The organism is Streptomyces eurocidicus (assembly GCF_002891295.1).
GTDB classification, from domain to species: Bacteria; Actinomycetota; Actinomycetes; order Streptomycetales; family Streptomycetaceae; genus Streptomyces; species Streptomyces eurocidicus.
Genome location: NZ_LGUI01000014.1, coordinates 178,913 through 204,857, shown reverse-complemented (window position 1 = coordinate 204,857; position 25,945 = coordinate 178,913). Strand labels below are relative to the sequence as shown.

The 25,945-nt window shown below is 74.4% G+C and carries 19 protein-coding genes and 1 pseudogene; 16 read left to right on the top strand and 4 right to left on the bottom strand.

Annotation, left to right across the window (positions count from 1 at the left end; translation table 11 throughout):
- Window positions 1-12: 12 nt before the first annotated feature.
- A complete protein-coding gene (locus tag AF335_RS32955; protein WP_102922089.1) occupies window positions 13-1,068 on the bottom strand; it encodes an ABC transporter substrate-binding protein in 1,056 nt (351 codons plus the stop codon).
- 64 nt (window positions 1,069-1,132) lie between these two features.
- On the opposite strand from AF335_RS32955, the gene AF335_RS32950 reads away from it, so the two are divergent.
- The 3 genes from AF335_RS32950 to AF335_RS32940 all read left to right on the top strand — a co-directional run bounded on the left by AF335_RS32950 (window position 1,133) and on the right by AF335_RS32940 (window position 4,226).
- The gene (locus AF335_RS32950) at window positions 1,133-2,182 is read left to right on the top strand and encodes a FecCD family ABC transporter permease (protein ID WP_376697838.1); all 1,050 of its coding nucleotides are present in this window, start codon (window positions 1,133-1,135) and stop codon (window positions 2,180-2,182) included.
- Window positions 2,179-3,252, top strand: a complete 1,074-nt coding sequence (locus AF335_RS32945) for a FecCD family ABC transporter permease (protein WP_102922087.1) — start codon at window positions 2,179-2,181, stop codon at window positions 3,250-3,252. The genes AF335_RS32950 and AF335_RS32945 overlap by 4 nt, the downstream gene beginning before the upstream one ends.
- Window positions 3,253-3,362: 110 nt before the next feature.
- A complete protein-coding gene (locus AF335_RS32940; RefSeq protein WP_244927226.1) occupies window positions 3,363-4,226 on the top strand; it encodes an ABC transporter ATP-binding protein in 864 nt (287 codons plus the stop codon).
- On the opposite strand, the gene AF335_RS32935 is transcribed toward AF335_RS32940, so the two are convergent.
- On the bottom strand, window positions 4,174-4,521 hold the full coding sequence (locus AF335_RS32935) for a sterol-binding protein (RefSeq protein ID WP_102922085.1): 348 nt from the start codon (window positions 4,519-4,521) through the stop codon (window positions 4,174-4,176). The genes AF335_RS32940 and AF335_RS32935 overlap by 53 nt on opposite strands.
- Window positions 4,522-4,728: 207 nt before the next feature.
- Here AF335_RS32935 and AF335_RS32930 point away from each other — a divergent pair, with 207 nt between their 5' ends.
- The 5 genes from AF335_RS32930 (at window position 4,729) to AF335_RS32910 (ending at window position 10,324) form a co-directional block, all read left to right on the top strand.
- Window positions 4,729-4,902 (top strand): hypothetical protein, encoded by a 174-nt coding sequence (locus AF335_RS32930; RefSeq protein ID WP_425329134.1) that lies wholly within the window; start codon window positions 4,729-4,731, stop codon window positions 4,900-4,902.
- A 13-nt stretch (window positions 4,903-4,915) separates the two neighbouring features.
- Window positions 4,916-5,731 carry a TlyA family RNA methyltransferase gene (locus AF335_RS32925; RefSeq protein WP_102922084.1) on the top strand — a complete coding sequence of 272 codons (816 nt, stop codon included), beginning with the start codon at window positions 4,916-4,918 and terminating at the stop codon, window positions 5,729-5,731.
- A 56-nt stretch (window positions 5,732-5,787) separates the two neighbouring features.
- Entirely contained in the window at window positions 5,788-6,708 is a 921-nt protein-coding gene (locus AF335_RS32920; RefSeq protein WP_102922083.1) for an NAD kinase, read from the top strand.
- Between the two features lie 374 nt (window positions 6,709-7,082).
- On the top strand, window positions 7,083-8,852 hold the full coding sequence (gene recN / locus AF335_RS32915; protein WP_102922082.1) for a DNA repair protein RecN: 1,770 nt from the start codon (window positions 7,083-7,085) through the stop codon (window positions 8,850-8,852).
- A gap of 350 nt (window positions 8,853-9,202) precedes the next feature.
- Window positions 9,203-10,324 carry a glycosyltransferase family 4 protein gene (locus tag AF335_RS32910; protein ID WP_244927225.1) on the top strand — a complete coding sequence of 374 codons (1,122 nt, stop codon included), beginning with the start codon at window positions 9,203-9,205 and terminating at the stop codon, window positions 10,322-10,324.
- Between the two features lie 718 nt (window positions 10,325-11,042).
- On the opposite strand, the gene AF335_RS32905 is transcribed toward AF335_RS32910, so the two are convergent.
- Window positions 11,043-12,650: a PucR family transcriptional regulator gene (locus AF335_RS32905; RefSeq protein ID WP_102922080.1), complete on the bottom strand. Its 1,608-nt coding sequence runs from the start codon at window positions 12,648-12,650 to the stop codon at window positions 11,043-11,045.
- A gap of 104 nt (window positions 12,651-12,754) precedes the next feature.
- On the opposite strand from AF335_RS32905, the gene AF335_RS32900 reads away from it, so the two are divergent.
- On the top strand, window positions 12,755-14,068 hold the full coding sequence (locus tag AF335_RS32900) for an MFS transporter (RefSeq protein ID WP_102922079.1): 1,314 nt from the start codon (window positions 12,755-12,757) through the stop codon (window positions 14,066-14,068).
- Window positions 14,069-14,179: 111 nt separating this feature from the next.
- Here the strand turns inward: AF335_RS32900 and AF335_RS32895 are convergent, their stop codons facing one another.
- Window positions 14,180-15,982, bottom strand: a complete 1,803-nt coding sequence (locus tag AF335_RS32895; RefSeq protein WP_184743629.1) for a glycoside hydrolase family 15 protein — start codon at window positions 15,980-15,982, stop codon at window positions 14,180-14,182.
- Between the two features lie 490 nt (window positions 15,983-16,472).
- Between AF335_RS32895 and AF335_RS32890 the strand changes: the two genes are divergently transcribed.
- The 7 genes and pseudogenes from AF335_RS32890 (at window position 16,473) to AF335_RS32860 (ending at window position 25,930) form a co-directional block, all read left to right on the top strand.
- Window positions 16,473-18,122 carry a CTP synthase gene (locus AF335_RS32890; protein ID WP_221505493.1) on the top strand — a complete coding sequence of 550 codons (1,650 nt, stop codon included), beginning with the start codon at window positions 16,473-16,475 and terminating at the stop codon, window positions 18,120-18,122.
- Between the two features lie 81 nt (window positions 18,123-18,203).
- Window positions 18,204-18,839 carry an NUDIX domain-containing protein gene (locus tag AF335_RS32885; protein WP_102922078.1) on the top strand — a complete coding sequence of 212 codons (636 nt, stop codon included), beginning with the start codon at window positions 18,204-18,206 and terminating at the stop codon, window positions 18,837-18,839.
- A gap of 285 nt (window positions 18,840-19,124) precedes the next feature.
- Window positions 19,125-21,302 carry a tetratricopeptide repeat protein gene (locus tag AF335_RS32880; protein WP_376697837.1) on the top strand — a complete coding sequence of 726 codons (2,178 nt, stop codon included), beginning with the start codon at window positions 19,125-19,127 and terminating at the stop codon, window positions 21,300-21,302.
- A 457-nt stretch (window positions 21,303-21,759) separates the two neighbouring features.
- Entirely contained in the window at window positions 21,760-22,875 is a 1,116-nt protein-coding gene (gene ald, locus AF335_RS32875) for an alanine dehydrogenase (protein WP_095578821.1), read from the top strand.
- A gap of 331 nt (window positions 22,876-23,206) precedes the next feature.
- Window positions 23,207-24,352 (top strand): ParA family protein, encoded by a 1,146-nt coding sequence (locus AF335_RS32870; RefSeq protein WP_087928714.1) that lies wholly within the window; start codon window positions 23,207-23,209, stop codon window positions 24,350-24,352.
- Window positions 24,349-24,887, top strand: a pseudogene (locus AF335_RS32865) (hypothetical protein). The gene AF335_RS32870 and the pseudogene AF335_RS32865 overlap by 4 nt, the downstream one beginning before the upstream one ends.
- A complete protein-coding gene (locus AF335_RS32860; RefSeq protein ID WP_244927228.1) occupies window positions 24,884-25,930 on the top strand; it encodes a segregation and condensation protein A in 1,047 nt (348 codons plus the stop codon). The pseudogene AF335_RS32865 and the gene AF335_RS32860 overlap by 4 nt, the downstream one beginning before the upstream one ends.
- The last annotated feature ends 15 nt before the right edge of the window (window positions 25,931-25,945 follow it).

Here is a 25,945-nt window from a genome sequence, read left to right as displayed (position 1 = left end):
GCCGGCCGGACGTCAGCTGACCTTCTCGGCCTTCTCGATGGCGGCGGCGAGGCTCTCGACGAGCGGCGCGCAGCCGGCGTACGAGTAGCGGGGCTCGCTGAGCCAGGGGGTGATCTGGCCGGCCTTGACGGCGGGCAGGCCGGCCCAGGTGGGCTTGGCTTCGAGATCCTTGGGCTGGAGTGCGGAGGTGCGGTTGTCGAGGAGGATCACGTCGGCGGCGTACGTGCCGGCGTTCTCCCAGCTGAGGCTCTCGAAGAAGCCTCCGGTGACCTTGCCGGGGACGACCAGGTCGACGCCGAGCGACTTGAAGTAGGACAGGTCGGCGTAGACGGCCGGGTCGGAGACGTAGAGCAGGTCGGCCGAGCCGGAGGCGCACAGGACCTTGAGGCCCTTCTTGTCCCGGGCGGCCTTGCGGAGCGTCTCGGACGCCTTCTCGAAGCGGGCCTTCGCGTCGGTGACCTTCTTGGCCCCGAGGTCGGCGCCGAGGGAGCCGGCGAGCTCGGCGTAGCGCCCGATGACCTGGGTCAGGGACGCCTTCGTGACATTGATGCCGACGCTCGGGGCGAGGGCCAGGATCTTCTTCTTGCTGTCGTCCGGCACGTACCAGAGCTCGCTGCCCTGGAGCATGTTGGTGACCAGCAGGTCGGGGCCCATGGCCGCGTACTTCTCGACGTTGAACTCGCCCCAGGCGTTGCCGAGGACCGTGACCTTGTCGACGTCGAGGTCGCCGGCCTGCGGGTCCGGCTTGCCGTCCTTGAGCTTGGTGGGGCCGAAGACGCCGGTGCACTCGAAGCCGAAGTCGTGCAGGGCGGCGGCGGTGCCGGTGAAGGCGACGACCTTCTTGGGGGTCTTCCTGGTCCTGGCCGTCTCGCCCCGGTCGTCCTTGAACGTCCAGGAGCCCGAGTCCGTCCCTGACGCCCCGTCCGTCTTGTCCGAGGAGCCGCCGCCGCAGGCCGTGAGGAGGCCGCCCAGGCCGAGGGCGCCGCCGACGGCCAGCAGGCCGCGGCGGGAGGGGTTGGCGGAGCGGCCGGACAGGCCGGACCGGGAGGACTGGGGGGAGGTGCTCATGGGGATGCGCTTCTCTCGGAACTCACTCGAACGGGGGGATCTCAGGGTAGGCTAACCTAACCTGGTGTTGGTCGAGAGTCTCCCCCGGTCCCAGGCGGCCCCGCCGGAACCCACGCCACGCGGCCGGAACGCGGTACGCGCCGCGGGCCTGTTCGCCGCCGTGGCCGTGCTCCTGCTGGTCGTCGTCGCGAGCGTCGCCGTAGGCGCCAGACAGATCCCCCTCGACCAGGTGTGGCACGGCCTGTTCCATCCCACCGGCACGGACGCCGACGTGGTGGTCCGTGAGGTGCGGGTGCCCCGTACGCTCCTGGGCGTCCTGGCCGGTGCCGCGCTCGGCCCGGCCGGTGCCGTGATGCAGGCGCTCACCCGCAATCCGCTCGCCGAGCCGGGCATCCTCGGCGTCAACGCCGGGGCCGCGGCGGCCGTCGTGTCCGCCGTCAGCTTCCTCGGCGTCACCTCCGTCGGCGGCTATGTGTGGTTCGCCTTCCTCGGCGCCGCCGTCGTCTCCGTGCTCGTCCACCTGCTGGGCGGCAGCCGCGCCGCCACCCCCGTCCGCCTCGCGCTCGCGGGCACGGCCGTGACCTACGCCCTCTACGGCTACGTCAACTCCGTCCAGCTCATGGACTCCGCCGCGCTGGACCGGATGCGCTTCTGGACGGTCGGCTCGCTCGCCTCCGCCTCCCCGGACACCCTCCGGCAGGTCGCCCCGTTCATCGGCGCCGGCGTGCTGCTGGCCCTGGCCCTCGCCCGCCCGCTGAACGCGGTGGCCCTCGGCGACGACACCGCCCGCGCGCTCGGCGCGAGCCCCGCCCGCACCCGCGTCCTCGCCATGGCCGCCGTCACCCTGCTGTGCGGCGCGGCGACCGCCGCCTGCGGCCCGATCGTCTTCATCGGCCTGATCGTCCCGCACCTCGTCCGCTCCCTCACCGGCCCGGACCTGCGCTGGATCCTGCCGTACGCGGCCGTGCTGGCACCGGTGCTGCTGCTCGGCGCCGATGTGATCGGACGCGTCGTCACCCGGCCCGGGGAGCTCCAGGCCGGCATCGTCACCGCCGTCGTCGGCGGTCCCGTCTTCATCCACCTCGTACGCCGCCGCAGGATGGCCCAGCAGTGACCCCCTCCTCCCGAGCCCCTCGAACCACCCCCGGCACGACCGGGAAGACCCTGCGGACCCGCGGCGGGCTCTCCCTGCGGGTGGACCCCCGGGCGGCGCTCGTCGTCCTGCTGCTCCTGGCCGTCGCCGCGGCCGCGGCCGTCGCGCTCATCGGCACCGGCGACTTCCCGCTGCCGCCCGGCGACGTGCTGCGCACCCTCACCGGCGACGGCACGCCCGCGCAGGAGTTCATCGTCCGGGACCTGCGGCTGCCGCGCGTGCTCGTCGGCCTGCTCGTCGGCGCCTCCCTCGGGCTCGCCGGCGCGGTCTTCCAGTCCGTCTCCCGCAACCCGCTGGGCAGCCCGGACGTCATCGGCTTCGGCCAGGGGGCGGCGGCCGGCGCGCTCGTCGTCATCGTCCTCTTCCACGGCGACCCCTTCGCCGTCGCGGCCGGCGCCGTCGCCGGCGGTGTCGCCACCGGGCTCGCCGTCTACCTGCTGGCATGGCGCAAGGGCATCCACGGCTACCGGCTCGTGCTCGTCGGCATCGGCGCCGCCGCCGTGCTCACCGGCGTCCGCGACTACCTGATGACCAAGGCCGGCCTCGTCGACGCCACCCGCTCGATGGTCTGGATGGTCGGCTCGCTCAACGGCCGCGACTGGAGCCAGGTGTGGCCCCTGCTGTGCGTGGCGGCCGTGCTCTTCCCCGTGGTCCTCGGCCACGGCCGGGCCCTGCGGATGCTGGAGATGGGCGACGACGCCGCGTACGCCCTGGGCGTACGGGCCGAACGCACCCGGGTCGTGGTCATGGGCGCCGCCGTGCTGCTGACCGCCGCCGCGACGGCCGCCGCCGGGCCCGTCACCTTCGTCGCCCTCGCCGCGCCCCAGATCGCCCGGCGGCTGACCCGGGCCACCGGGCCCAACCTGCCCGCCTCCGCCTGCATGGGCGCGGTGCTGCTGATCGGCGCGGACTGGGGTTCCCAGCGGCTCTTCGGGGCCGACCGGCTGCCCGTCGGGGCGCTGACCGGCATGCTGGGCGGCTGCTATCTGCTGTGGCTGCTGTTCACCGAGCGTAAGGCGGGACGGGTATGAGCGCCGCGGGCACGGGCGTACCCGGCACGGCCGGGCCCGGAAGCCAGGACAGGAGCGCGTCGGCCGACGCGCGCGCGTCGTACAGGAACACCGAGCAAGGAGACACCACCGTGAGCCGACTGACGGCCGAATCCGTCACCCTCGCCTACGACCAGCGCGTCATCGCCGAGAACCTCTCGGTCGCCGTGCCCGACAACTCCTTCACGGTCATCATCGGCCCCAACGCCTGCGGCAAGTCCACCCTGCTGCGCGCCCTGTCCCGGATGCTCAAGCCGTCCGCCGGGTCCGTCCTCCTCGACGGCGCCGCCATCGACGGCTACCCCGCCAAGCAGGTCGCCCGCACCCTCGGCCTGCTCCCGCAGTCCTCCATCGCGCCGGACGGCATCACCGTCGCCGACCTCGTCGCCCGGGGCCGCTACCCGCACCAGGGGCTGCTGCGCCAGTGGTCGCGCGAGGACGAGCGGATCGTCCAGGAGTCGATGGCGGCCACCGGGGTCGGGGCGCTCGGCGACCGGCACGTCGACGAGCTCTCCGGCGGACAGCGGCAGCGGGTCTGGATCGCCATGGCCCTCGCCCAGCAGACCCCGCTGCTGCTCCTGGACGAGCCGACCACCTACCTCGACATCCAGCACCAGATCGAGGTCCTCGACCTCTGCGCCGATCTGCACGAGACCCAGGGCCGCACCCTCGTCGCGGTCCTCCACGACCTCAACCACGCCGCGCGCTACGCCACCCACCTGATCGCCATGCGCGACGGCCGGGTGGTGGCCGAAGGGGCGCCCGGCGAGGTCGTCACCGCCGAGCTCGTCGAGCGGGTGTTCGGGCTGCGCTGCCAGGTCATCGACGACCCGGAGACGGGCACGCCGCTGGTCGTCCCGGCCGCCCGGGAGCGCCGGGGCGCCCGTACGCCGGCCGGGACGCCTACAGCAGCTTCCGCAGGCGCAGCACGTCCCGCAGGCTCGCCTGCACCCTGACCCGGCCGCCGGCCCACGCTTTCGCGAAGTTCAGCCGGCCGTCCACCAGCGCCACCAGGTCGTCGCCCGTCATCGTCAGGGCGATCTCCGAGCGCCGCTCGGGGGTGCCCGGGACGGTCCGCACGTCCTGGATGTGGCCGCCCGCGAGATGGCCCACGAAGGTCGTGTCGAGGTCGGAGAGGTGACAGCTGAGCGAGCGGTCGGGCGCGGCGGCGTCGCGGAGGTCGCCGCTCGCCCCCGCGAGGTTCTCCGCCAGCCGGTCGAGTGCGTCTCGGCACTCCTCGATGGTCGCCATTGGGAGGGACGCTACCTCAGGGGATCGCGTACGCCGCACAGGCACCGTTCCAAGGTAGCGTCGGGGGCATGAGCGAAGCGATGAGCGGGGTGCCGGACGAGCCGCCGGGCGAGGCGGCGCACGCGCCCGCCACCGAGGCCCCGGGACCCGGCCGGCGCCGGGCCGCGGCCGCTCGGCGTCGACCGCGCGCCCACCGGGGACGCCGCGGTGGACGACCGGCTCCGTCGGCTGGCCGACGCCGACCACCTCGCCGCGAGCGGCCACCTGGAGGTGTACGAGGATGTACACCGGGGCCTGCGCGACGCGCTCACCGCGCTCGACCGGCACCCGGGACCACCCGCGCCGTCCGGCGCCCCCGCCCCGTACGACAACAGGAGCTGAACCACCCGTGGCAGTGACCCGCCCGCGCCGCAGCCGACTCGACGCCGAGCTGGTGCGCCGGAAACTCGCCCGCTCCCGCGAGCACGCGAGCCAGCTGATCGCCGCGGGCCGGGTGACGGTCGGCGGCGCCGTCGCGACCAAGGCCGCCACCCAGGTGGAGATCAGCGCGGCCGTCGTCGTCACCCAGGACGAGAACGACCCCGACTACGTGTCCCGCGGCGGCCACAAGCTCGCGGGCGCCTTCGCCGCCTTCGTGCCCGAGGGGCTCAAGATCGAGGGCCGCCGGGCGCTGGACGCCGGCGCCTCCACGGGCGGCTTCACCGACGTCCTGCTGCGCGCGGGCGCGGCCCACGTCGTCGCCGTGGACGTCGGCTACGGACAGCTCGCCTGGTCCCTCCAGAGCGACGACCGGGTCACCGTGAAGGACCGTACGAACGTCCGCGAGTTGACGCTCGACCAGATCGACGACCGGCCGGCCGACCTCGTCGTCGGCGACCTGTCCTTCATCCCGCTCGGTCTCGTGCTGCCCGCCCTGGTGCGCTGCGCCGCGCCCGACGCGGACCTGGTCCTCATGGTCAAGCCGCAGTTCGAGGTGGGCAAGGAGCGGCTCGGCACCGGCGGCGTGGTGCGCAGTACCCAGCTGCGGGCCGAGGCCGTCCGCACGGTCGCGGGGCAGGCGGCGGCCCTCGGACTCGGCGTCCTGGGCGTGACCGCGAGCCCGCTGCCCGGACCCTCGGGCAACGTCGAGTACTTTCTGTGGCTGCGCGCCGGAGCGCCTGAACTGGATCCGGCGGACGTTGACCGTGCAGTGGCGGAGGGGCCCCGTTGACCACTTCAGAAGCAGCATCCGAGACAGCAGCAGCACAGGTACGGAACGAGGCGGGAGTGGCTGGGGAGGCCACCGAGGCCGGCCGTACCGTCTTCCTGCTCGCACACACCGGCCGCCCGGCGGCCATCCGCAGCGCCGAACTCGTCGTCCAGGGACTGCTGCGCTGCGGCATCGGGGTGCGGGTCCTCGCCGAGGAGGCCGCGGACCTGCCGCTGCCGGCCTCGGTGGAGCTCGTCGAGGCCGGACCGGGCAGGCCGGACGTCCTGGCCGGCTGCGAGCTGCTGATCGTGCTCGGCGGTGACGGCACCCTGCTGCGCGGCGCGGAGTTCGCACGGCGCTCCGGGGTGCCGATGCTGGGCGTCAACCTCGGCCGCGTCGGCTTCCTCGCCGAGGCCGAGCGCGACGACCTCGACAAGGTCGTCGACCGGGTCGTGACCCGCGCCTACGAGGTCGAGGAGCGGATGACGCTCGACGTCCTCGTCCGGACCGACGGGCACGTCGTACACACCGACTGGGCGCTCAACGAGGCGTCCGTGGAGAAGGCGGCGCGGGAGCGGCTGCTGGAGGTCGTCACCGAGGTCGACGGCCGGCCGGTGTCCCGGTTCGGCGGCGACGGCGTCGTCTGCGCGACCCCGACCGGCTCCACGGCGTACGCCTTCTCGGCGGGCGGTCCGGTGGTCTGGCCGGAGGTGGAGGCGCTGCTGATGGTGCCCATCAGCGCGCACGCGCTCTTCGCCAAGCCGCTGGTGACGGCGCCGGACTCGGTCCTCGCGGTCGAGGTGCAGCCGCAGACGCCCAACGGGGTCCTGTGGTGCGACGGCCGCCGCACGGTCGAGCTGCCGGCCGGCGCGCGGGTGGAGGTCCGGCGGGGGGCGGTGCCGGTGCGGCTGGCGCGGCTGCACCACGCGTCCTTCACGGACCGGCTGGTGGCGAAGTTCGCGCTGCCGGTCGCCGGCTGGCGGGGCGCGCCGCACTAGGGTTCCGCTCCGGGTTGCCTTTCCGTGCTGCCGTGCGGTGGCCTTGAGCTCCCCCGGCTACCGCTGGGAGGTGCCCCCAGCCAGGCTGGATATTCCGCCTGCCCGATGCCGGCCGTCCCTGGGCCCGGGGCTTGCCCTGTGCCGAGGCCGACTCTCTTCCCCGGGACGGCGGCGACTCGGCCTGTCCGGCATTTGAGGGCCGGGGTCCGGGGCGGAGCCCCGGGAGCGGGAAGGGGCGGGCCGGGGAAAGACCCGTCGTGCCCGCCCTTGCCCCGGTTTGCGGAAGGCCCGGGAGCCTCACCCGGAACGGTGGTGAGCCGCTCTCCGGGGCGACCGGAAGGGGGAGCCGTCGCGAGGCGGCCCCGGAACCTCGTATGGTCGTATCCGTGTTGGAGGAGATGCGGATCCGGTCCTTGGGCGTCATCGATGACGCGGTGGTCGAGCTGTCGCCCGGCTTCACCGCCGTCACCGGTGAGACCGGCGCGGGCAAGACCATGGTCGTCACCAGCCTCGGGCTGCTGCTCGGCGGGCGCGCCGACCCCGCGCTGGTGCGCATCGGCGCCAAGTCCGCGGTGGTCGAGGGGAGGATCGCCGTCGACCGCCGGTCGTCCGTGGCCGTACGGGCCGAGGAGGCGGGCGCCGAGCTGGACGACGGCACGCTGCTCATCAGCCGCACCCTCTCCGCGGAAGGCCGCTCCCGCGCCCACCTGGGCGGCCGGAGCGTGCCCGTGGGGCTGCTCGCCGAGCTGGCCGACGACCTGGTGGCGGTGCACGGGCAGACGGACCAGCAGGGGCTGCTGCGCCCGGCCCGGCAGCGCCAGGCACTCGACCGGTACGCGGGCGACGCGGTGTCCGTGCCGCTCGCCAAGTACGCGGGCGCCTACCGCCGGCTGCGGGCCGTCGCCACCGAGCTGACGGAGCTGACCACGCGGGCCCGCGAGCGGGCGCAGGAGGCGGACCTGCTGCGCTTCGGGCTGGACGAGGTGGCCGCCGTCGAGCCGCTGCCCGGCGAGGACGCCGAGCTGGCCGCGGAGGCGTCGCGGCTGGGGCACGCGGAGGCGCTGGCCTCCGCCGCGTCCGCCGCGCACGCGGCCCTCGCCGGGAACCCGGAGGACCCGGCGGGCATGGACGCGGCGACGCTGGTGGCGGGCGCGCAGCGCGCGGTGGAGGCCGTGCGCTCCCACGACCCGGCGCTCGCCGCGCTCGCGGACCGGATCGGCGAGATCGGCATCCTGCTGTCCGACGTGGCCGGTGAGCTCGCGGGCTACACCTCCGACCTCGACGCGGACCCCCTGCGGCTCGCGGCCGTGGAGGAGCGCCGGGCGGCGCTGACCCATCTGACGCGCAAGTACGGGGCGGACATCGCCGGGGTGCTCGCCTGGGCCGAGGAGGGCGCCGAGCGGCTGGGCGCCCTGGAGGGCGACGACGAGCGCATCGAGGAGCTGACCGCGGAGCGGGACGCGCTCCGGGCCGAACTGGGCGGGCTGGCGCAGGCGCTGACCGACGCGCGCGCGGAGGCGGCGGAGCGGTTCGCCGGGGCGGTCACGGCCGAGCTCGCCGAGCTGGCCATGCCGCACGCGCGGGTCACCTTCGCCATCCGGCAGACCGAGGTGGCGGACGCGGAGAACGCCGTGAACGGCGTCGAGGTCGGCGGCCGGGCCGTGGCGTACGGCCCGCACGGCGTGGACGAGGTCGAGCTCTACCTCACCCCGCACCCGGGGGCGCAGCCGCGGCCCATCGCCAAGGGCGCCTCGGGCGGTGAGCTCTCGCGCGTCATGCTCGCCGTGGAGGTCGTCTTCGCGGGCTCCGACCCCGTGCCGACGTACCTCTTCGACGAGGTCGACGCGGGCGTCGGCGGCAAGGCGGCCGTGGAGGTCGGCCGCCGCCTGGCCCGCCTGGCCCGCACCGCCCAGGTCGTGGTCGTCACCCACCTCCCGCAGGTCGCCGCCTTCGCCGACCGCCACCTGGTCGTGGAGAAGACCCACGAGGGCTCGGTGACCCGGAGCGGCGTCAAGGCGATGGAGGGCGAGGACCGGGTCCGCGAACTCTCCCGCATGCTGGCCGGCCAGGAGGATTCCCAGCTGGCCAGGGCTCATGCGGAGGAATTGCTGGCGGCGGCGCGGGGGCCGCTGGCGCGGGGCTGAGCGGTGGGGTGCCGGGTGCCGGGTGCCGCTGCGCGGGGCCTTTCCCCTACCCGCCCCTTCCCGAACCGGGGCCGGCGCCCCGGGCCCCCCTTTTCCGCGCTCCGCGCGGTGTCCTCAAGCGCCGGACGAGCTGAAATCAGCCCGTCCGGCGAGGAATCCGGGGCGCGGTGGCGCCTCGCCGCGAGAGGCGTTGAGAATCACCTATGTGAGTGAATCCGCGGATACGTGGGCGAGGTAAGGCGGCCAACCCGCGAGACGGTGGTGCCCGGATGTCGGTGCCTGCTGGCATCCTGGGCGCGGTTCCCCAGCCGCCCTCCCCGCCCGCCGCCGGAACAGGAGCGTCCACCCGCGTGAGCAGCACACCCGTACCGCCGCACGGGCGACCGCCCCTGCACGCCGTGCAAGTGCTGGGCGGTGGGGGCGCGGGCAGCGGGGCACATGTGCGGTCGCTGGCCGCCGGGCTGGTGGCGCGGGGGCTGAAGGTCACGGTCTGCGCGCCCCGGGGCACCGGGGAGGGGTACGGTTTCGCCGGCGCCGGAGCCGCCTTCGCGCCGCTGGGGACCGGCACCGACGCCCAGACCGTCGCCGGGATCCGGGCGGCGAGCAGCGAAGCCGACGTGGTGCACGCCCACGGGCTGCGGTCCGCGGTGCTCGCGGCCCTGGCGCTGCGCGGGCGCCGTACGCCCCTCGTCGTCACCTGGCACACCAAGGTCCGCGCGGCGGGCGCGCGGGCCCAGTTCGTACGGCTGATGGAGCGCCGGGCCGCGCGGGCCGCGGCGGTCGTCCTCGGTGTGACCGCCGACCTCGTCGACCGGGCCCGGCAGCGCGGCGCCCGCGACGCCCGGCTCGCCCCCGTCGCCGTGCCCCCGCCCCGCCCCACGCCCGACGACGACGAACCGCGCCGCCACAAGGCCCGCGCCGAACTGGGCGCCGTCGCCCGGCCGCTGCTGGTCACCGTCGGCAGGCTCGACCCCGACCGGGGCCACGGCCCGCTCCTCGACGCCGCCCGGGACTGGCGGGAACTCGACCCCGAACCCCTGCTCATCGTGGCCGGCGAGGGCCGGGAGCGGCCGGAGCTCCAGCGCCGGATCGAGACGGAGGGGCTGCCCGTACGGCTCGTGGGCCGCCGGGACGACGTGCCCGAGCTGCTGGCCACGGCCGACGTCGCGATCCTCTCCAGCCGCTGGGAGGCCCGCTCGGTGCTCGCCCAGGAGGCCCTGCACGCGGGCGTCCCGCTGGTCGCGACGGCCGTCGGCGGCGTCCCGGACCTGGTCGGCGACGCGGCCGAACTCGTCCCCTACGGCGACGCCGCCGCGCTCTCCGCCGCGGTCACCCGGCTCCTCGGCGACCCGGACCGGCGGGCGGCGCTGGTGGCGGCCGGCTTCGCGCAGGCGGCGACCTGGCCTTCGGAGGACGACACCGTGGCCCATGTCCTGAGCGTCTACGACGAATTGGCCGCGGGGAGGGGATGAGGGAGGGGTTTTCTCCCCTGCCCGCCGCACCCGATGCGCGGCTCCGCCGCGTGGCGGGGCTCCGCCCCCGGCCCCCTGTCCCGCCCGTACCGCGCGGCGTCCCCGACCGCCGGACGGGCCGACCCCGGGCGGGCCCGGGCCGGGCTGCCCTTCCGGGCTGTCTCTCCGGGCCGGTTCCCACCTGGCCTGCGGTTTCCGTCCGGGTCTGGGCCGGGGCCGGTTCGGTTCCCTCGGTCCGGTTCTCGCCGGGGCTGGAACGTGCCTGGGCTGGTTTCGGCCCGGCCGGAGCACGCATGGCCCGGTCCTGCCCGGGCCGGTTCTCGCCGAGGTCGGGGCCCTTCCGGGCCGTTCCTGCCTGGGCCGGAGCCTGCCTGGGCCGGTTCCCACCTGGCCCGCGGTTTCCGTCCGGGTCTGGGCCCGGGCCGGTTCGGTTCCCTCGGTCCGGTTCTCGCCGGGGCTGGAACGTGCCTGGGCTGGTTTCGGCCCGGCCGGAGCACGCATGGCCCGGTCCTGCCCGGGCCGGTTCTCGCCGAGGCCGGAGCCCTTCCGGGCCGTTCCCGCCCGGGCCGTTCCCGCCCGGGGCGCCGCCCGGACCGGGCTCCGCCCCGGGCGGCAGGCAGCCCCCGCGTGGAGAAGAGCCCCCGCGCGGCAGGGCCGCCTACCGGCGCGGCCCTGAGGGTGGGCAGGGAACGATGCCCGCCCCCGGCACACCCGCCCCTCACCCCATATGTCTCCGCGCCCGCAACGCCAGCCCCACCGACAGCACCACCTGCGGGTCCTCCAGGTCCGTCCCCAGCAGCCGTGAGATCCGCCCCAGCCTGTCGTACAGCGTCTGCCGGTTGAGATGGAGGTCGCGCGCCGTCTCCGCCTTGCGGCCCGCGTGTGCCAGGTACGACTCCAGGGTCGGCAGCAGCGCCGGGCGGGACGCCCCGTCGTGGGCGAGGAGCGGGCCGAGCACCCGGTCCACGAACGCCGCCAGGTCGCCCTGCGAGCGCAGCCGCCACAGCAGGACGTCCACGTCGAGCCGCCGTACGTCGTGCCAGGGCCGGTCCGGCAGACCCTGCGCCGCCGTCGCCGCCTCCGCGGCATGGCGCAGTCCCGCCCCCGCCGCCGCCCACGCGGTCGCCGCCCCGGCCACCACCACCGGGCGCCGTACCCCGACTCGTTCCGCGCCCGCCCGCAGTGCACCGGCCACCCGCCCGGCGACCGGGGACCGTTCGGCCTCCTCCCGTAGCCCGACCAGCAGCGGTATCCGGCCCTCCGGCAGCCGGACGCCCAGCAGCACCGGCACCCCCACCGCCGTCAGCTCCTCCTGCACCGCGCACGTCAGCGCGGCCCAGCTGTCCGCCGGCACCTCGCCCGTGGCCGGCCGCAGCACCATCGGCAGCAGCGGCCCGGAACCCGGCCGGAAGCCCAGGACGCGGGCCTGCGCCGGGGCCTCCGCCGGGTCCACGCGCCCCTCGGCGAGGTCGCACAGGAAGTCGCCCCGGCCGCGCGCCGCCAGTTCCTCCTCCTGCCGGGCCTGGAGCAGCACCACCGCCAGCAGCCCGGCCGTCCGCTCCGCCGCGAGCCGGTGCACGGGCGCGAGCGGGGCGTTCACCGGCAGTACGGTCAGCCGCGTCCGTACGGCGGCGCCGGGCCCCGGACCCTCGCCCCCGGGCAGATCGGCGACCAGGGCCCCGGCCAGCGAGGCGCCCCGCAGCCCGTCCCACACCTGCAAGGGGTCGGCCGCGCCCGGCGGACCCGCGGGCCCGGCCGCGTACAGCAGCCGCCCCTCAGGGGTGCCCAGGAAGACCGGGTTGCCCGTGAACTCCGCGAACAGCCGCAGCACCTCCGGCGCCCCGCCCCCGCCCAGCAGTACCTCCGTACACCGCCGGTGCACCTCGTCGACCCGCCGCAGCAGGGCGTAGTGCTCGTTGACCAGCTCGGTGTGGATCTCCTCGGTCACCGCGACGAACGGCACCTCCCGGTGCAGCTGGACCAGCGGCAGCCCGTACGAGCGCGCCGTGTCCACCACCGCGGCCGGCAGGGTCGCGAACCGCGCCCCCAGCTCCACCACCAGCGCCGCGATGCCCCGCTCCGCCAGCCCGCGGACGAAGCCGCGCTGCTCGGCCGGGCGGCTGCCCAGCCCCAGCCCGGTGGTCAGCAGCAGCTCCCCGCCCTTGAGGAGGGTGGCGATGTGGGGCGACTCGCCGGCGTGCACCCAGCGCACCGGCCGGTCCAGCCGGTCGCCCGCGGCCACCACCTCGGGCAGCCCCTTGCGCAGGGCGGGCAGTCCGAGGGCCCGCTCCACGGTGATCGTCCCTTGCGGGCCTTGCGGTTCCATGGTCGGGAACGCTACTCGGCACGTCTCCGGCGGACCACCGTGCGCCCGCGCCCACCGGCCCACGCACCCTTTACACGGGCCCGCGCGCCCCTACCGTGTCCCGCATGGCCGCTGCCCCAAAGACCCCGGACCCCGCTCAGCCCCCGCACATACCCCCGGGCGCCCCGCGCCCTGAACCCCCGGCTCCGGACGGCCGCGCGGCCCTTCACCGGCACACCGTCCGGGTCCTGATGTCCGCCCAGGTGGTGGCCGGCGTCGGCATGGGGTCGATGATCGCCTCGGGCGGGCTGCTCCTGGAACACCTCACCGGCTCCCGGGCCGCCGCCGGCCTCGGCACCACCGTGCTCACCCTCGGCGCCGCCCTGCTGGCCCTGCCGCTGGCCGCGCTGTCCCGGGCCCGGGGGCGGCGGGCGGGCATCGGCACCGGCTGGCTGATCGCCGCCGCGGGGGCGTGCGCGGTCCTGGCCGGGGCCCGCCTCGGCGCGGTCCCGGTGACCCTCCTCGGCATGCTCCTCATCGGCTCCGGCACCGCCGCGAATTTGCAGTCGCGCTATGCCGCCACCGATCTCGCCGAGCCCGGCGGCCGGGCCCGCGCGCTCTCCCTCGTCGTCTGGTCGACCACGGCGGGCAGCGTCCTCGGCCCCAACCTCAGCGGTCCCGGCGCCGCCGTCGCGCGCGTCCTCGGGCTCCCCGACACGGCGGGCACCTATGTCTTCTCGCTGGCGGCCTTCCTCGCGGGGTGGGCCGTCATCCGCACCGGGCTCGGCCCGGACCCGCTCCTGTCGGGCCCCCGTGACACCCCCGACACCCGTCGTTCACAGCCCCGTTTCCGTACCCGAACGGGCGGCGCCCTTCGGCACGTGGCCTCGTCACCCTCCGCGCTCATCGGACTGGCCTCGCTGGTCCTCGGGCACGCCGCGATGGTGGCGGTGATGACGATGACCCCGCCGCACCTCGCTCACCACGGGGCCTCACTGAGCGTGGTCGGGCTCACCATCAGCCTGCACATCACCGGGATGTACGCGCTGTCACCTCTGGTCGGCCGGATGACGGATCGTTTCGGCCGACTGCCCGTGATCCTGCTCGGTCAAGTGATCTACGTGGCGGCCACCCTGCTCGCGGGCACGGCGGGAGCCCGCCGATGGGCGGTCACCGGCGGGCTGTTCCTGCTGGGGCTGGCCTGGTCGTGCGCCACGGTCGCGGGCTCCACCCTGCTCAGCGAGTCCGTGGAGCCCGGCTACCGGGCCGAGGTCCAGGGGCTCTCCGACACCCTGACCAACCTCGTGGGGGCGGTGGGCGGGGCGCTCTCCGGCGGCCTCGTCGCCCTCTCCGGCTACGGCGGCCTCAACGCCGCCGCAGCCGTGCTCGTCCTCCCCGTCGGCGCCTGCGCGCTGTACGCCGTGCTACGGCGCGGCTAAGCGGGCTTGGCGAAGTCCGGTGCGGTTCGGCAGCGCCCGAAGGGGCGCGGGGAACCGCGCGACCAGCCACGACGCACCCGCGGACGGCGCACCGGACTTTGCGCGGAGCGCTTAGCCGCCGAAGGCGCTCGACGCGGTGAGCCGCAGCGCCGTGTCGATCAGCGGGACGTGGCTGAACGCCTGGGGAAAGTTGCCGACCTGCCGCTTCAGGCGCGGGTCCCATTCCTCGGCGAGGAGGCCGAGGTCGTTGCGGAGGGCCAGCAGTCGTTCGAACAGCTGGCGTGCCTCGTCGACCCGGCCGATCATGGCGAGGTCGTCGGCGAGCCAGAACGAGCAGGCCAGGAAGGCGCCTTCGTCGCCCTCCAGCCCGTCCACACCGGCCTCGTCACCGGCGGTGGGATAGCGCAGGACGAAGCCGTCCGGCGTGGAGAGCTCCCGCTGGATCGCCTCGATGGTGCCGATGACGCGCTTGTCGTCGGGCGGCAGGAAGCCCATCTGCGGGATGAGCAGCAGGGAGGCGTCCAGCTCCTTGGAGCCGTAGGACTGGGTGAAGGTGTTCCGCTCCTTGTCGTAGCCCTTCTCGCACACGTCCCGGTGGATGTCGTCGCGCAGCTCGCGCCACCGCTCCAGGGGTCCGTCCACGTCGCCGGACTCGATCAGCTTGATCGTGCGGTCCACGGCGACCCAGGCCATCACCTTGGAGTGCACGAAGTGGCGGCGCGGGCCGCGCACCTCCCAGATGCCCTCGTCCGGCTCGTTCCAGTGGTCCTCCAGATAGCCGATGAGCCGCAGCTGGAGGAGGGAGGCGTAGTCGTTGCGGGCGAGCCCGGTCATGTGCGCGAGGTGGAGGGCTTCGGTGACCTCGCCGTAGACGTCGAGCTGGAGCTGGTCGGCGGCGCCGTTGCCGATCCGGACGGGGGCGGAGTTCTCGTAGCCGGGGAGCCAGGACAGCTCGGCCTCGCCCAGTTCCCGCTCGCCGGCGATGCCGTACATGATCTGGAGGTTCTCGGGGTCGCCGGCGACCGCGCGCAGCAGCCACTCGCGCCAGGCGCGGGCCTCCTCGCGGTAGCCGGTGCGCAGCAGCGAGGAGAGGGTGATGGCGGCGTCGCGGAGCCAGGTGAAGCGGTAGTCCCAGTTGCGGGAGCCGCCGATGTCCTCGGGCAGGGAGGTGGTGGGGGCTGCGACGATCCCGCCGGTCGGCGCGTAGGTGAGCGCCTTGAGCGTGATCAGGGAGCGGACCACGGCGTCCCGGTAGGGGCCGTGGTACGTGCAGTGCTCGACCCACTCGCGCCAGAACTCCTCGGTGGCCGCCAGCGAGCCCTCGGGGTCGGGCAGCGCGGGCGCCTCGCGGTGCGAGGGCTGCCAGCTGATGGTGAAGGCGATCCGCTCACCGGGCGAGACGGTGAAGTCGGAGTAGGTGGTGAGGTCCTTGCCGAAGGTCTCCGCGGTGGTGTCCAGCCACACCGAGTCGGGGCCGGCCACGGCCACCGTGCGGTCACCGACCTTGTGCACCCACGGCACGACCCGCCCGTAGGAGAAGCGCATCCGCAGCGCGGAGCGCATCGGCACCCGGCCGCTGACCCCTTCCACGATGCGGATCAGCTGGGGCGCGCCGTCGCGCGGCGGCATGAAGTCGATCACCCGCACGGTGCCGCGCGGGGTGTCCCACTCGGATTCGAGCACGAGGGAGTCCCCCCGGTACCGGCGCCGGTCGGCGTGCGGTGGCGCCGCCCCCGAGGGGTGCGCCGGGCCGATGCGCCAGAAGCCGTGTTCCTCCGTGCCGAGCAGACCGGCGAACGCGGCATGGGAATCAAAGCGGGGGAGGCACAGCCAGTCGGCCGTGCCGTCCCGGCAGACAAGGGCGGCGGTCTGCATATCGCCGATGAGTGCGTAATCCTCGATACGCCCGGCCACGTCATCTCCAGTCGAACGGCCACGTGACCCCGAAGGGTCCTTTTGCGGTCAAGCGATCTTTGACGAGCTCTTGTTCCGGAAGATGGGGGCACCTCCTGACGTTCCTCGGCGGTGGCCGAGGGAGACGCTGGACAGGGGGTGCCGCGCCGGCCGGCTCGCTGCATGTGTCCGTGCAGGATACGACGCGGAGTTGGTGCGACGCGCGACAGTTGGCGGACGAATCTGAGCCGAATGGGTGGCCTGGGAGGCCACCGCCGCAAGGCCCGGACACCCGCCCCGGGAGACCCCGGCCGGGGCCTGCGGCGGAGCGGAACGGAGGCTCCGGAAAGGGTCGCCCCGCGTCGCCGGAAGCGGCCGGGCCGGGGCGCTGATACCCTGGTACCCCGTGGACCGGTGGGCGCAAGACCCCCCAACCGCAGCGACGGCACCCCCGGAGAAGACCGGGTGATCGCCGATACGCACCTCACCTCGCGACCACGGGAGCCCCCCTTTGGCCATTGCCGCAAAGCCCACGACGACCAAGCACCTCTTCGTCACGGGGGGTGTCGCCTCCTCGCTCGGCAAGGGTCTGACGGCCTCCAGCCTGGGCGCGCTGCTCAAGGCGCGGGGTCTGCGGGTCACGATGCAGAAGCTCGACCCGTACCTGAACGTCGACCCGGGCACGATGAACCCGTTCCAGCACGGTGAGGTCTTCGTCACCAACGACGGCGCCGAGACCGACCTGGACATCGGCCACTACGAGCGCTTCCTCGACGTCGACCTCGACGGGTCGGCCAACGTCACCACCGGCCAGGTCTACTCCTCCGTGATCGCCAAGGAGCGGCGCGGCGAGTACCTGGGCGACACCGTGCAGGTCATCCCGCACATCACCAACGAGATCAAGCACCGCATCCGCCGGATGGCGACCGACGACGTCGACGTCGTGATCACCGAGGTCGGCGGCACCGTCGGCGACATCGAGTCGCTGCCGTTCCTGGAGACCGTCCGCCAGGTCCGCCACGAGGTCGGCCGCGACAACGTCTTCGTCGTGCACATCTCGCTGCTGCCCTACATCGGCCCCTCCGGCGAGCTGAAGACCAAGCCCACCCAGCACTCCGTCGCCGCCCTGCGCAACATCGGCATCCAGCCCGACGCGATCGTGCTGCGCGCCGACCGCGAGGTGCCGGCCGCCATCAAGCGCAAGATCTCGCTGATGTGCGACGTCGACGAGGCCGCGGTCGTCGCCGCGATCGACGCCCCGTCGATCTACGACATCCCCAAGGTGCTGCACACCGAGGGCCTGGACGCCTACGTCGTGCGCAAGCTCGACCTGCCGTTCCGCGATGTGAACTGGACCCAGTGGGAGGACCTGCTGGACCGCGTCCACAACCCCGACCACGAGGTCACCGTCGCCCTGGTCGGCAAGTACATCGACCTGCCCGACGCCTACCTCTCGGTGACCGAGGCCATCCGCGCCGGTGGCTTCGCCAACCGCGCCAAGGTCAAGGTCAAGTGGGTCGCCTCCGACGACTGCAAGACCCCGGCCGGCGCCGAGCAGCAGCTCGGCGACGTCGACGCCATCTGCATCCCGGGCGGCTTCGGCGACCGCGGTGTCAACGGCAAGGTCGGCGCCATCACCTACGCCCGCGAGAAGAAGGTCCCGCTGCTGGGCCTGTGCCTGGGCCTCCAGTGCGTGGTCATCGAGGCCGCCCGCAACCTGGCCGGCATCGAGGGCGCGAACTCCACCGAGTTCGACCCGGCCACCGCCAACCCGGTGATCTCCACCATGGCCGAGCAGCTGGACATCGTCGCTGGCGAGGGCGACATGGGCGGCACGATGCGCCTGGGCATGTACCCGGCCAAGCTCGCCGAGGGCTCCATCGTCCGCGAGGTCTACGACGACCAGCCGTACGTCGAGGAGCGCCACCGTCACCGCTACGAGGTGAACAACTCCTACCGCGGCGAGCTGGAGAAGGCCGGCCTGGTCTTCTCGGGCACCTCCCCGGACAACAAGCTGGTGGAGTACGTCGAGTACCCGCGCGAGGCCCACCCCTACCTGGTCGCCACCCAGGCGCACCCGGAGCTGCGCTCCCGCCCGACCCGTCCGCACCCGCTCTTCGCGGGCCTGGTCAAGGCGGCCGTGCAGCGCAAGCAGGGCTGACCTATACGGTTGCCGGGGTGAGGCTCCGCGCCATGACGGCGCGGGGCTCTCACCCCGGTTTTCGTATTTGGGAGGCATCGCATGGGCATCAGGGACACCGCCGAGGAGTGGCAGGTCACCGCGACCACGACCCCGTTCGTCGGCAACAAGACCAGCGTCCGCACGGACGACGTGGTCATGCCGGACGGCAGCACCGTCACACGCGACTACCAGGTGCACCCGGGCTCGGTCGCCGTCCTCGCCCTCGACGACCAGGGACGGGTGCTCGTCCTCAGCCAGTACCGCCACCCCGTGCGGCAGAAGCTCTGGGAGATCCCCGCCGGGCTGCTCGACATCCCCGGTGAGAACCCGCTGCACGCGGCCCAGCGCGAGCTGTACGAGGAGGCGCACGTCAAGGCCGAGGACTGGCGGGTGCTGACCGACGTCTACACCACCCCCGGCGGCTGCGACGAGGCCGTGCGGATCTTCCTGGCCCGGGAGATCTCCGAGGTCGAGGGCGAGCGCTTCGCCGTCGAGCACGAGGAGCTCGACATGGAGCTCGCCCGGGTGCCGCTGGCGGAGCTGGTGCGCGGCGTCCTCGCCGGTGAGCTCCACAACAACTGTCTGGTCGTCGGGGTGCTGTCGCTCTCGGCGGCGCTCTCGGCGGGCGGCGGGGCCGGGCTGGACGCGCTGCGCCCGGCGGACGCCCCCTGGCCCGCCCGCCCCTTCGAGGCGTAAGCGCTCCGCCGGAACCGCCGCGCTGCGCCGTCGTCCGTCCGCGGCGCCGTCGTGGCCGGTCGCGCGGTTCCCCGCGCCCTTCGGGGCGCTGCCGAACCGCGGCGGACTCCGCCTGCCCCGCCGAGCCGCCCACGCCGGTCGGACCGTCCGGAGAACCGAATAGGTGATCTTCGGCGGGGCCGGTCCGGATTCCGCGGGGGGTGTCGGGCGGTGAACTAGGCTCGACGCGTTCCCGACCGCGTCCGCGGCGGGCTCGAACGTGCAGTTGGGACGGGAGTGTGCCCCGTGGCGGAGCAGGCGGTGGAGACCGGCGGCAGGATCGCGGAACCCCCGCGCGAGCGGCGGTCCGCGGCACCCTGGACCGGCCCCGGCACCGGCACCGGGCACGCCCCGCGGCAGTCCGGCCCGGCCGTCTTCGTCGGCCGCCGCCGTGAGCTGGAGGAGCTGCGGGCCGACATCGGCCGCACCGGGCTCGACACCCTGGCCGGCCGCAAGGCGCCGCGCTGCCGGGTGCTGCTCATCGCCGGACGGCCCGGTTCCGGCCGTACCGCGCTGGCCGAGCAGCTGGTCGGCCGGCTCGCCGCCGACTACCCCGACGGGGTGCTCCGGGCCCGGCTGACGGGCGCCGACGGCGAGCCCGTGCCCACCGAGCGCACCGCGCGGGCCCTGCTCGCCGGCCTCGGCGCGCCCGTGCCCGCCGGTGCCGGCGAGGACGAGCTGACGGAAGCGCTGCGCACCGCGCTGCTGGGCCGCCGGACGCTGCTGCTCCTCGACGACGCGGCGGGCGCCGAGCAGGTCGACCCGCTGCTCCCGGACGAGTCCGGCTGCCTGGTCGTCGCCGTCTCGCGCGGCCCGCTGACCGGCGTCCCCGACGTACGCCCCTGCACGCTGGGCGGGCTGGACACGGCGGCGGCCGTGGAGCTCCTGGAGCGCTACGCGGGCCCCACCCGGATCACCTGCGACCCGGTGGCCGCGAAGGCCGTCGTGGAGGAGTGCGGCGGCCAGCCCGCCGCGCTCGTCCTGGTCGGCGGCTGGCTCGCGGCGCACCCCAAGACGACCGTCGTCGACGCCGCCAAGCGGCTGCGGGAGCTGCCGCCCGCCGACGGCCACGAGAGCGCGGGCCGGCCGCTGGCCCGGGCCTTCTGGCTCGCCTACGAGGCGTTGCCGGCCTCCGCCGCCCGCATACTGCGCCTGCTGGCGCTGGCCCCGGCCGGCCCGGCGGACGCGCACACCACCTCGGCGCTGGCCGGCTGCTCGGTGGCCGCCGCCGAGAGCGCGCTGGAGGACTTCGCCGCCCGCGGCCTGCTGCGGGCCCTGCCCGCCGGGCCGCACCTGGGCCCGCAGTACTGGGTGCCGGGCTGCCTGGCGTCGATGCTGCGGGCGCTGCTGGAGACCCAGGAGCGCCCCGCGGAGGTGGAGCTGGCGCGGGCCCGGATGCTGGAGCGGACCGTCCGGCAGCTGCACTCCTGCCGGGCGAGCACCGAGACGGACGACCCGCTGACCCGCAGGCGCCTCGCCGAGCTGCCCAGACCCCTGCGCTTCCCGACCCCGCAGGCGGCCGAGGAATGGCTGCGGGGCCGGCTCCCCGCGCTGCTGGCGGCGGCCCGGCTGGCGGTGCGCGACGGCAGGCTGGACACCCTCGCCCGGCGGCTGGTCTCCGCGCTGACCCGGGCCCTGACGGCCCATCTGGGCGCCGAGGAGGCGGGGCCGGAGCTCTACGGACTGCACCAGCTCGTCCTCGACGTCGCACAGCGCTGCGAGATGCCGCTGGAGAAGGCGGCGGCGCTGCTGAACCTCGGTGACCTGGACGCGCGCGCCGGGCGCACCCGCACCGCCCTGGGCCGCTACCGCGAGGCCCTGGACTCGGCGCGCGAGGCGTCCGACCCGTACGCCACGAGCCGTTCGCTGGAGTCCATCGCCGCCTCCCACCAGGAGCTGGGCGACTGGCAGCGGGCCGCCGACTGGTACCGGCGGGCGCTGGAGCTGCGCCTGACGAGGGGTGAGCCGGCCGACCAGGCAAGGCTGTACGGGCGGCTGGGCGCGGTGCACACCTACGCGGGGGAGTGGGGCGAGGCGCTGCGCGACTGGCGCGCCGCCGCGGCCACGTACCGCCGGCTGCGCGACCTGCCGGGCCACGCGCGGGCGCTCGGCGAGATCGCCCGGGTGCAGGAGTACGCGGGCCGTCCGCAGGAGGCGCTGCGCACCTGCCTGGAGGCCGTGGAGCAGGCCCGGCAGGCCGGTGACGTCCGGCTGGAGGCCGCGGTGCGGCTGAGGCTCGCGGACACCCTGGAACGGCTCGGCGACCCGCCGGCGGCCGGTCTGCACCGCGGCGAGGCCGAGCGGCTGCTGGCGGCGGGCGAGACCTCCGGAGCTCCCGGCACGGCCCGCGGAGACGGTCCGGGCATACCCCCGGAGCGGGCCCCCGGGCCGCTCCGCCCGCAGCCGGGCCCGCACGGCGGCTGACGGCGGCCGCCGTCCCCTTCCCGGCCGCTTGTGGCCGCGACCGCTCCCGGGGCCGGGCCCGCGAGAACCGCTCCGCCCTCGCTGTCACCCGCACCCCCGGCCCGGCGACCACGGGCGCGCCGGGCCCGGGGCGCGCTCCCGCTCCCTCGCGGGGCCCCGGCTTCCGCCTGCCCGTGACCCTTCCCGCCCGCTCGCCGGGCCCCTCTCCGGCGTCGCCGGGTCCGGGCTCGCGTCCGGTCCCGGACCCGGGAGGGAAGACGCGAGGCGTGAGCCCGTACACCCAGAGGGTTACCTACGAAATCAGCAGTTGATCGCTAGAAGATTGGCGCTTTGCAAGGCTAGACAGCGCGAGATCCTTCATTAGACTGGTTGAGCCGCGATCGACGCGGTCTGCTCTGGTGTGCCCCGGCATTTCCGGATTAGCCTGTCATTCTCTGATTCAAGGACCGTGATCGACGTGAAGGTCGGCATCCCCAGCGAGGTCAAGAACAACGAGTTCCGCGTGGCCATCACGCCCGCCGGCGTGCATGAGCTCGTGCGCAACGGCCACCAGGTCTTCGTGCAGCAGGGTGCCGGCGTCGGCTCCTCCATCACGGACGCCGAGTACACGGCCGCGGGCGCGAACATCCTGGAGACGGCCGACGAGGTCTGGGAGACCGCCGACCTGCTCCTGAAGGTCAAGGAGCCGATCGCGGAGGAGTACCACCGCCTCCGCAAGGGGCAGACCCTCTTCACCTACCTGCACCTGGCCGCGTCCCGCGAGTGCACCGACGCGCTGCTGCAGTCCGGCACCACCGCCATCGCGTACGAGACCGTGGAGCTCGCCAACCGCGCGCTGCCGCTGCTCGCCCCGATGTCCGAGGTCGCGGGCCGGCTGGCCCCGCAGGTCGGCGCCTACCACCTGATGCGCTCGGCCGGTGGCCGCGGCGTCCTGCCGGGCGGCGTCCCGGGCACCGCGGCGGGCAAGGCCGTCGTCATCGGCGGTGGCGTCTCCGGCTGGAACGCCGCGCAGATCGCCGTCGGCATGGGCTTCCACGTCACGCTGCTCGACCGTGACATCAACAAGCTCCGCGAGGCCGACAAGGTCTTCGGCACCAAGGTGCAGACGATCGTCTCCAACGCCTACGAGCTGGAGAAGGCCGTCGTCGAGGCCGACCTCGTCATCGGTGCCGTCCTCATCCCGGGCGCCAAGGCCCCGAAGCTGGTCACCAACGAGCTCGTCGCCAAGATGAAGCCCGGAAGTGTACTTGTCGACATTGCGATCGACCAGGGCGGCTGCTTCGAGGACTCCAAGCCGACCACCCACGCCGAGCCGACCTTCCAGGTCCACGACTCCGTGTTCTACTGCGTCGCGAACATGCCGGGCGCGGTGCCGAACACGTCCACCTACGCGCTCACCAACGCCACGCTGCCGTACATCGTGGAGCTGGCCAACCGCGGCTGGCAGGACGCGCTGCGCCGTGACGCCGCGCTCGCCAAGGGCCTCAACACCCACGAGGGACAGGTCGTTTACGGCCCCGTCGCCGAGGCGCACGGTCTGCCGCACGTCGAACTGAGCGACCTGCTCGGCTGAGTCGTCAACACGACACGCCAAGAACGCGCACCCGGCCGGGCCTTGCTGAGCAAGGTCCGGCCGGGCCGTTTACGGACCGTTTCGCGGGTGTTTCGACGCCCCGCGAAACTTCCGGGTTGTGGGCCGTACACCCTTGACAGAAGGCTGTTCGATTGCCGACACATCGTGCCGTCTCCGGCGGATTGTGTTGCTGCGGACCGCCGACACGCCATAGAGTCGCCAACCGTCGGCATGGTGCAACGCTGACCTATCTAGATGTTTCCTGGTCACCAAGGAGGTAGGACGACTTGTGAATGAGTCGACATTTGCTCCCGGGGGTGGTCACCCAGGAATGTCTGCGCAGGGCCAGAGTCCCATGGGGCTCCAAGCTGTCGGCTCCGTCGCTGTCCACACCTTCGCGGCACACCAGAGCATCCAGAGCACGCAGAGAGCACAGAGCACACCGACAGCCCACCAGAGCATGGACGGCCATCACGTGAACGCCATGGCCGGCGACCGCGGCGGAGCGGATCCCGCCCGGCTCGCCGACTACGAGGACGTGCCCGAGGGGCACTTCTACGACCCTGACGCGGAGTACGAGCCCGACCCCGAGTACGCGGCCACCCTCGCGCCCGACGCTGCCCGGCAGCGCCGCGAGCGCATCGGCCCGACCGGGCGTCCCCTGCCGTACTTCCCCATCCCCGGTCCGCTGACCGACCACGGCCCCGCGAAGATCATCGCGATGTGCAACCAGAAGGGCGGGGTCGGCAAGACCACCTCGACCATCAACCTGGGTGCCGCGCTCGCGGAGTACGGGCGCCGGGTGCTGCTCGTCGACTTCGACCCGCAGGGCGCGCTCTCCGTCGGCCTCGGCGTCAACCCGATGGAGCTCGACCTGACGGTCTACAACCTGCTCATGGAGCGGGGCATGTCGGCCGACGAGGTCCTCCTGAAGACCGCCGTGCCCAACATGGACCTGCTGCCCAGCAATATCGATTTGTCAGCGGCGGAGGTGCAGCTCGTCAGCGAGGTCGCCCGCGAGTCCACCCTCCAGCGCGCCCTCAAGCCGCTGCTGGCGGACTACGACTACATCGTCATCGACTGCCAGCCGTCGCTCGGTCTGCTGACCGTCAACGCCCTGACGGCCGCTCACAAGGTGATCGTCCCCCTGGAGTGCGAGTTCTTCGCGCTGCGCGGTGTGGCGCTGCTCACCGAGACGATCGAGAAGGTCCAGGAGCGGCTCAACCCCGAACTGGAACTGGACGGCATCCTCGCCACCATGTACGACTCGCGGACCGTGCACAGCCGCGAGGTGCTGGCCCGGGTGGTCGAGGCGTTCGACGACCACGTCTACCACACGGTCATCGGCCGTACGGTCCGCTTCCCCGAGACCACGGTCGCGGGCGAGCCCATCACCACGTACGCGTCCAACTCCGTGGGCGCCGCCGCCTACCGTCAGCTCGCCAGGGAGGTGCTCGCCCGGTGTCACGCCGAGTGAGTCTGCCCGGCGCCGACGAGCTGTTCCGCACCACCGGGGGGACCGGGCTGCAGCCCTCCTCCCCCCGCCGGCAGGCGAACCCCGAGGCGGGTCCCCGGGTCCCCGGCCCGGCCGGCGAGTCCGGCGCGGCGCCGGAGACCGGCGGGACGGGCCAGGACGGCGCCGCCGCGCCCGGCGGGACCGCCGGCCGGGGCACGGCCGCGGCCGACCGGGACCCGGCGGCCGAGCGGCGCTCGGCCGCGCCGGGCGCCGCGGGCCGGGAGGCCGCCGCCCGGCGCCCGCTCAGGGCCGCCGCCGCGGCCGGGGCGCCAACCGCCGGCCCAGCGGCCGTGAGCGCCACGACGAGAAGATCACCGTCTATGTCTCCGCCGAGGAGCTCATGGACCTGGAGCACGCCCGGCTGGTGCTGCGCGGCGAGCACGGCCTCGCGGTGGACCGCGGCCGGATCGTGCGGGAGGCCGTCGCGGTCGTCCTCGCCGACCTGGAGTCGCGCGGCGACGCGAGCATCCTCGTACGCCGCCTGCGGGGCCGCTGAGCGGCTCCGCCGCTAACCTGCCCTTGGGCCGTACGGCCCGCTCTCTGCCCGCACCTGGAACGTCGATGCCCGTAGCCGCCTCCTCACCGGCCCGCCGCCCCCTGGGGCACGGTGCGTCGGAGCGGGCGCTGCCGCCGCCCGACGACGGTGCGGACGGCACGGCCGGATCCGACGAGGCGCCCCCGGCGGGCGCCCCGGCGCCGGAGGCGGCCGCCGACGGCCGGTTCACCGTCCGGCTCGACAACTTCGAGGGCCCCTTCGACCTGCTGCTCCAGCTGATCTCCCGGCACAAGCTGGACGTCACCGAGGTCGCGCTGTCGAGGGTCACCGACGAGTTCATGGCGCACCTCCGCGCCATGGGCCCGGACTGGGACCTCGACCAGACCACCGAGTTCCTGGTGGTCGCGGCCACCCTCCTCGACCTCAAGACGGCCCGGCTGCTGCCGGCCGCCGAGGTCGAGGACGAGGCCGACCTCGCCCTGCTGGAGGCCCGCGACCTGCTGTTCGCGCGGCTGCTCCAGTACCGCGCGTACAAGAAGGTCGCGGACATCCTCGGCGAGCGGTTCGCGGCCGAGGAGCACCGCCACCCGCGCACCGTCGGCCTGGAGCCGCACCACGCCGAGCTGCTGCCCGAGGTCGTCCTCGGCATCGGCCCGCACGGCCTCGCCGAGCTGGCCGTGAAGGCGCTGCGGCCCAAGGCCGAGCCCCAGGTCCGTATCGAGCACATCCACGCGCCGCTGGTCAGCGTCCAGGAGCAGGCCGGGCTCGTGGTGGCCCGGCTGCGGGCGGTCGGCGCGGCGACCTTCGGCGACCTCACCCGGGACGCCCCCGACACCCTGACGGTCGTGGCCCGCTTCCTCGCCCTTCTGGAGCTCTACCGCGAGCGGGTGGTCGCCCTGGACCAGGAGCTGGCGCTGGGCGCGCTGACGGTCCGCTGGACGGGCACGGAGGACGCCCGTCCGGTAGTGACGGACGAATTCGACCGCGAGGCGCCGCAGGACGGGGCCGACGGGGCCGAGAAGACGAAGGAGACGCCGGCGTGAACGGTGCGACGAGTA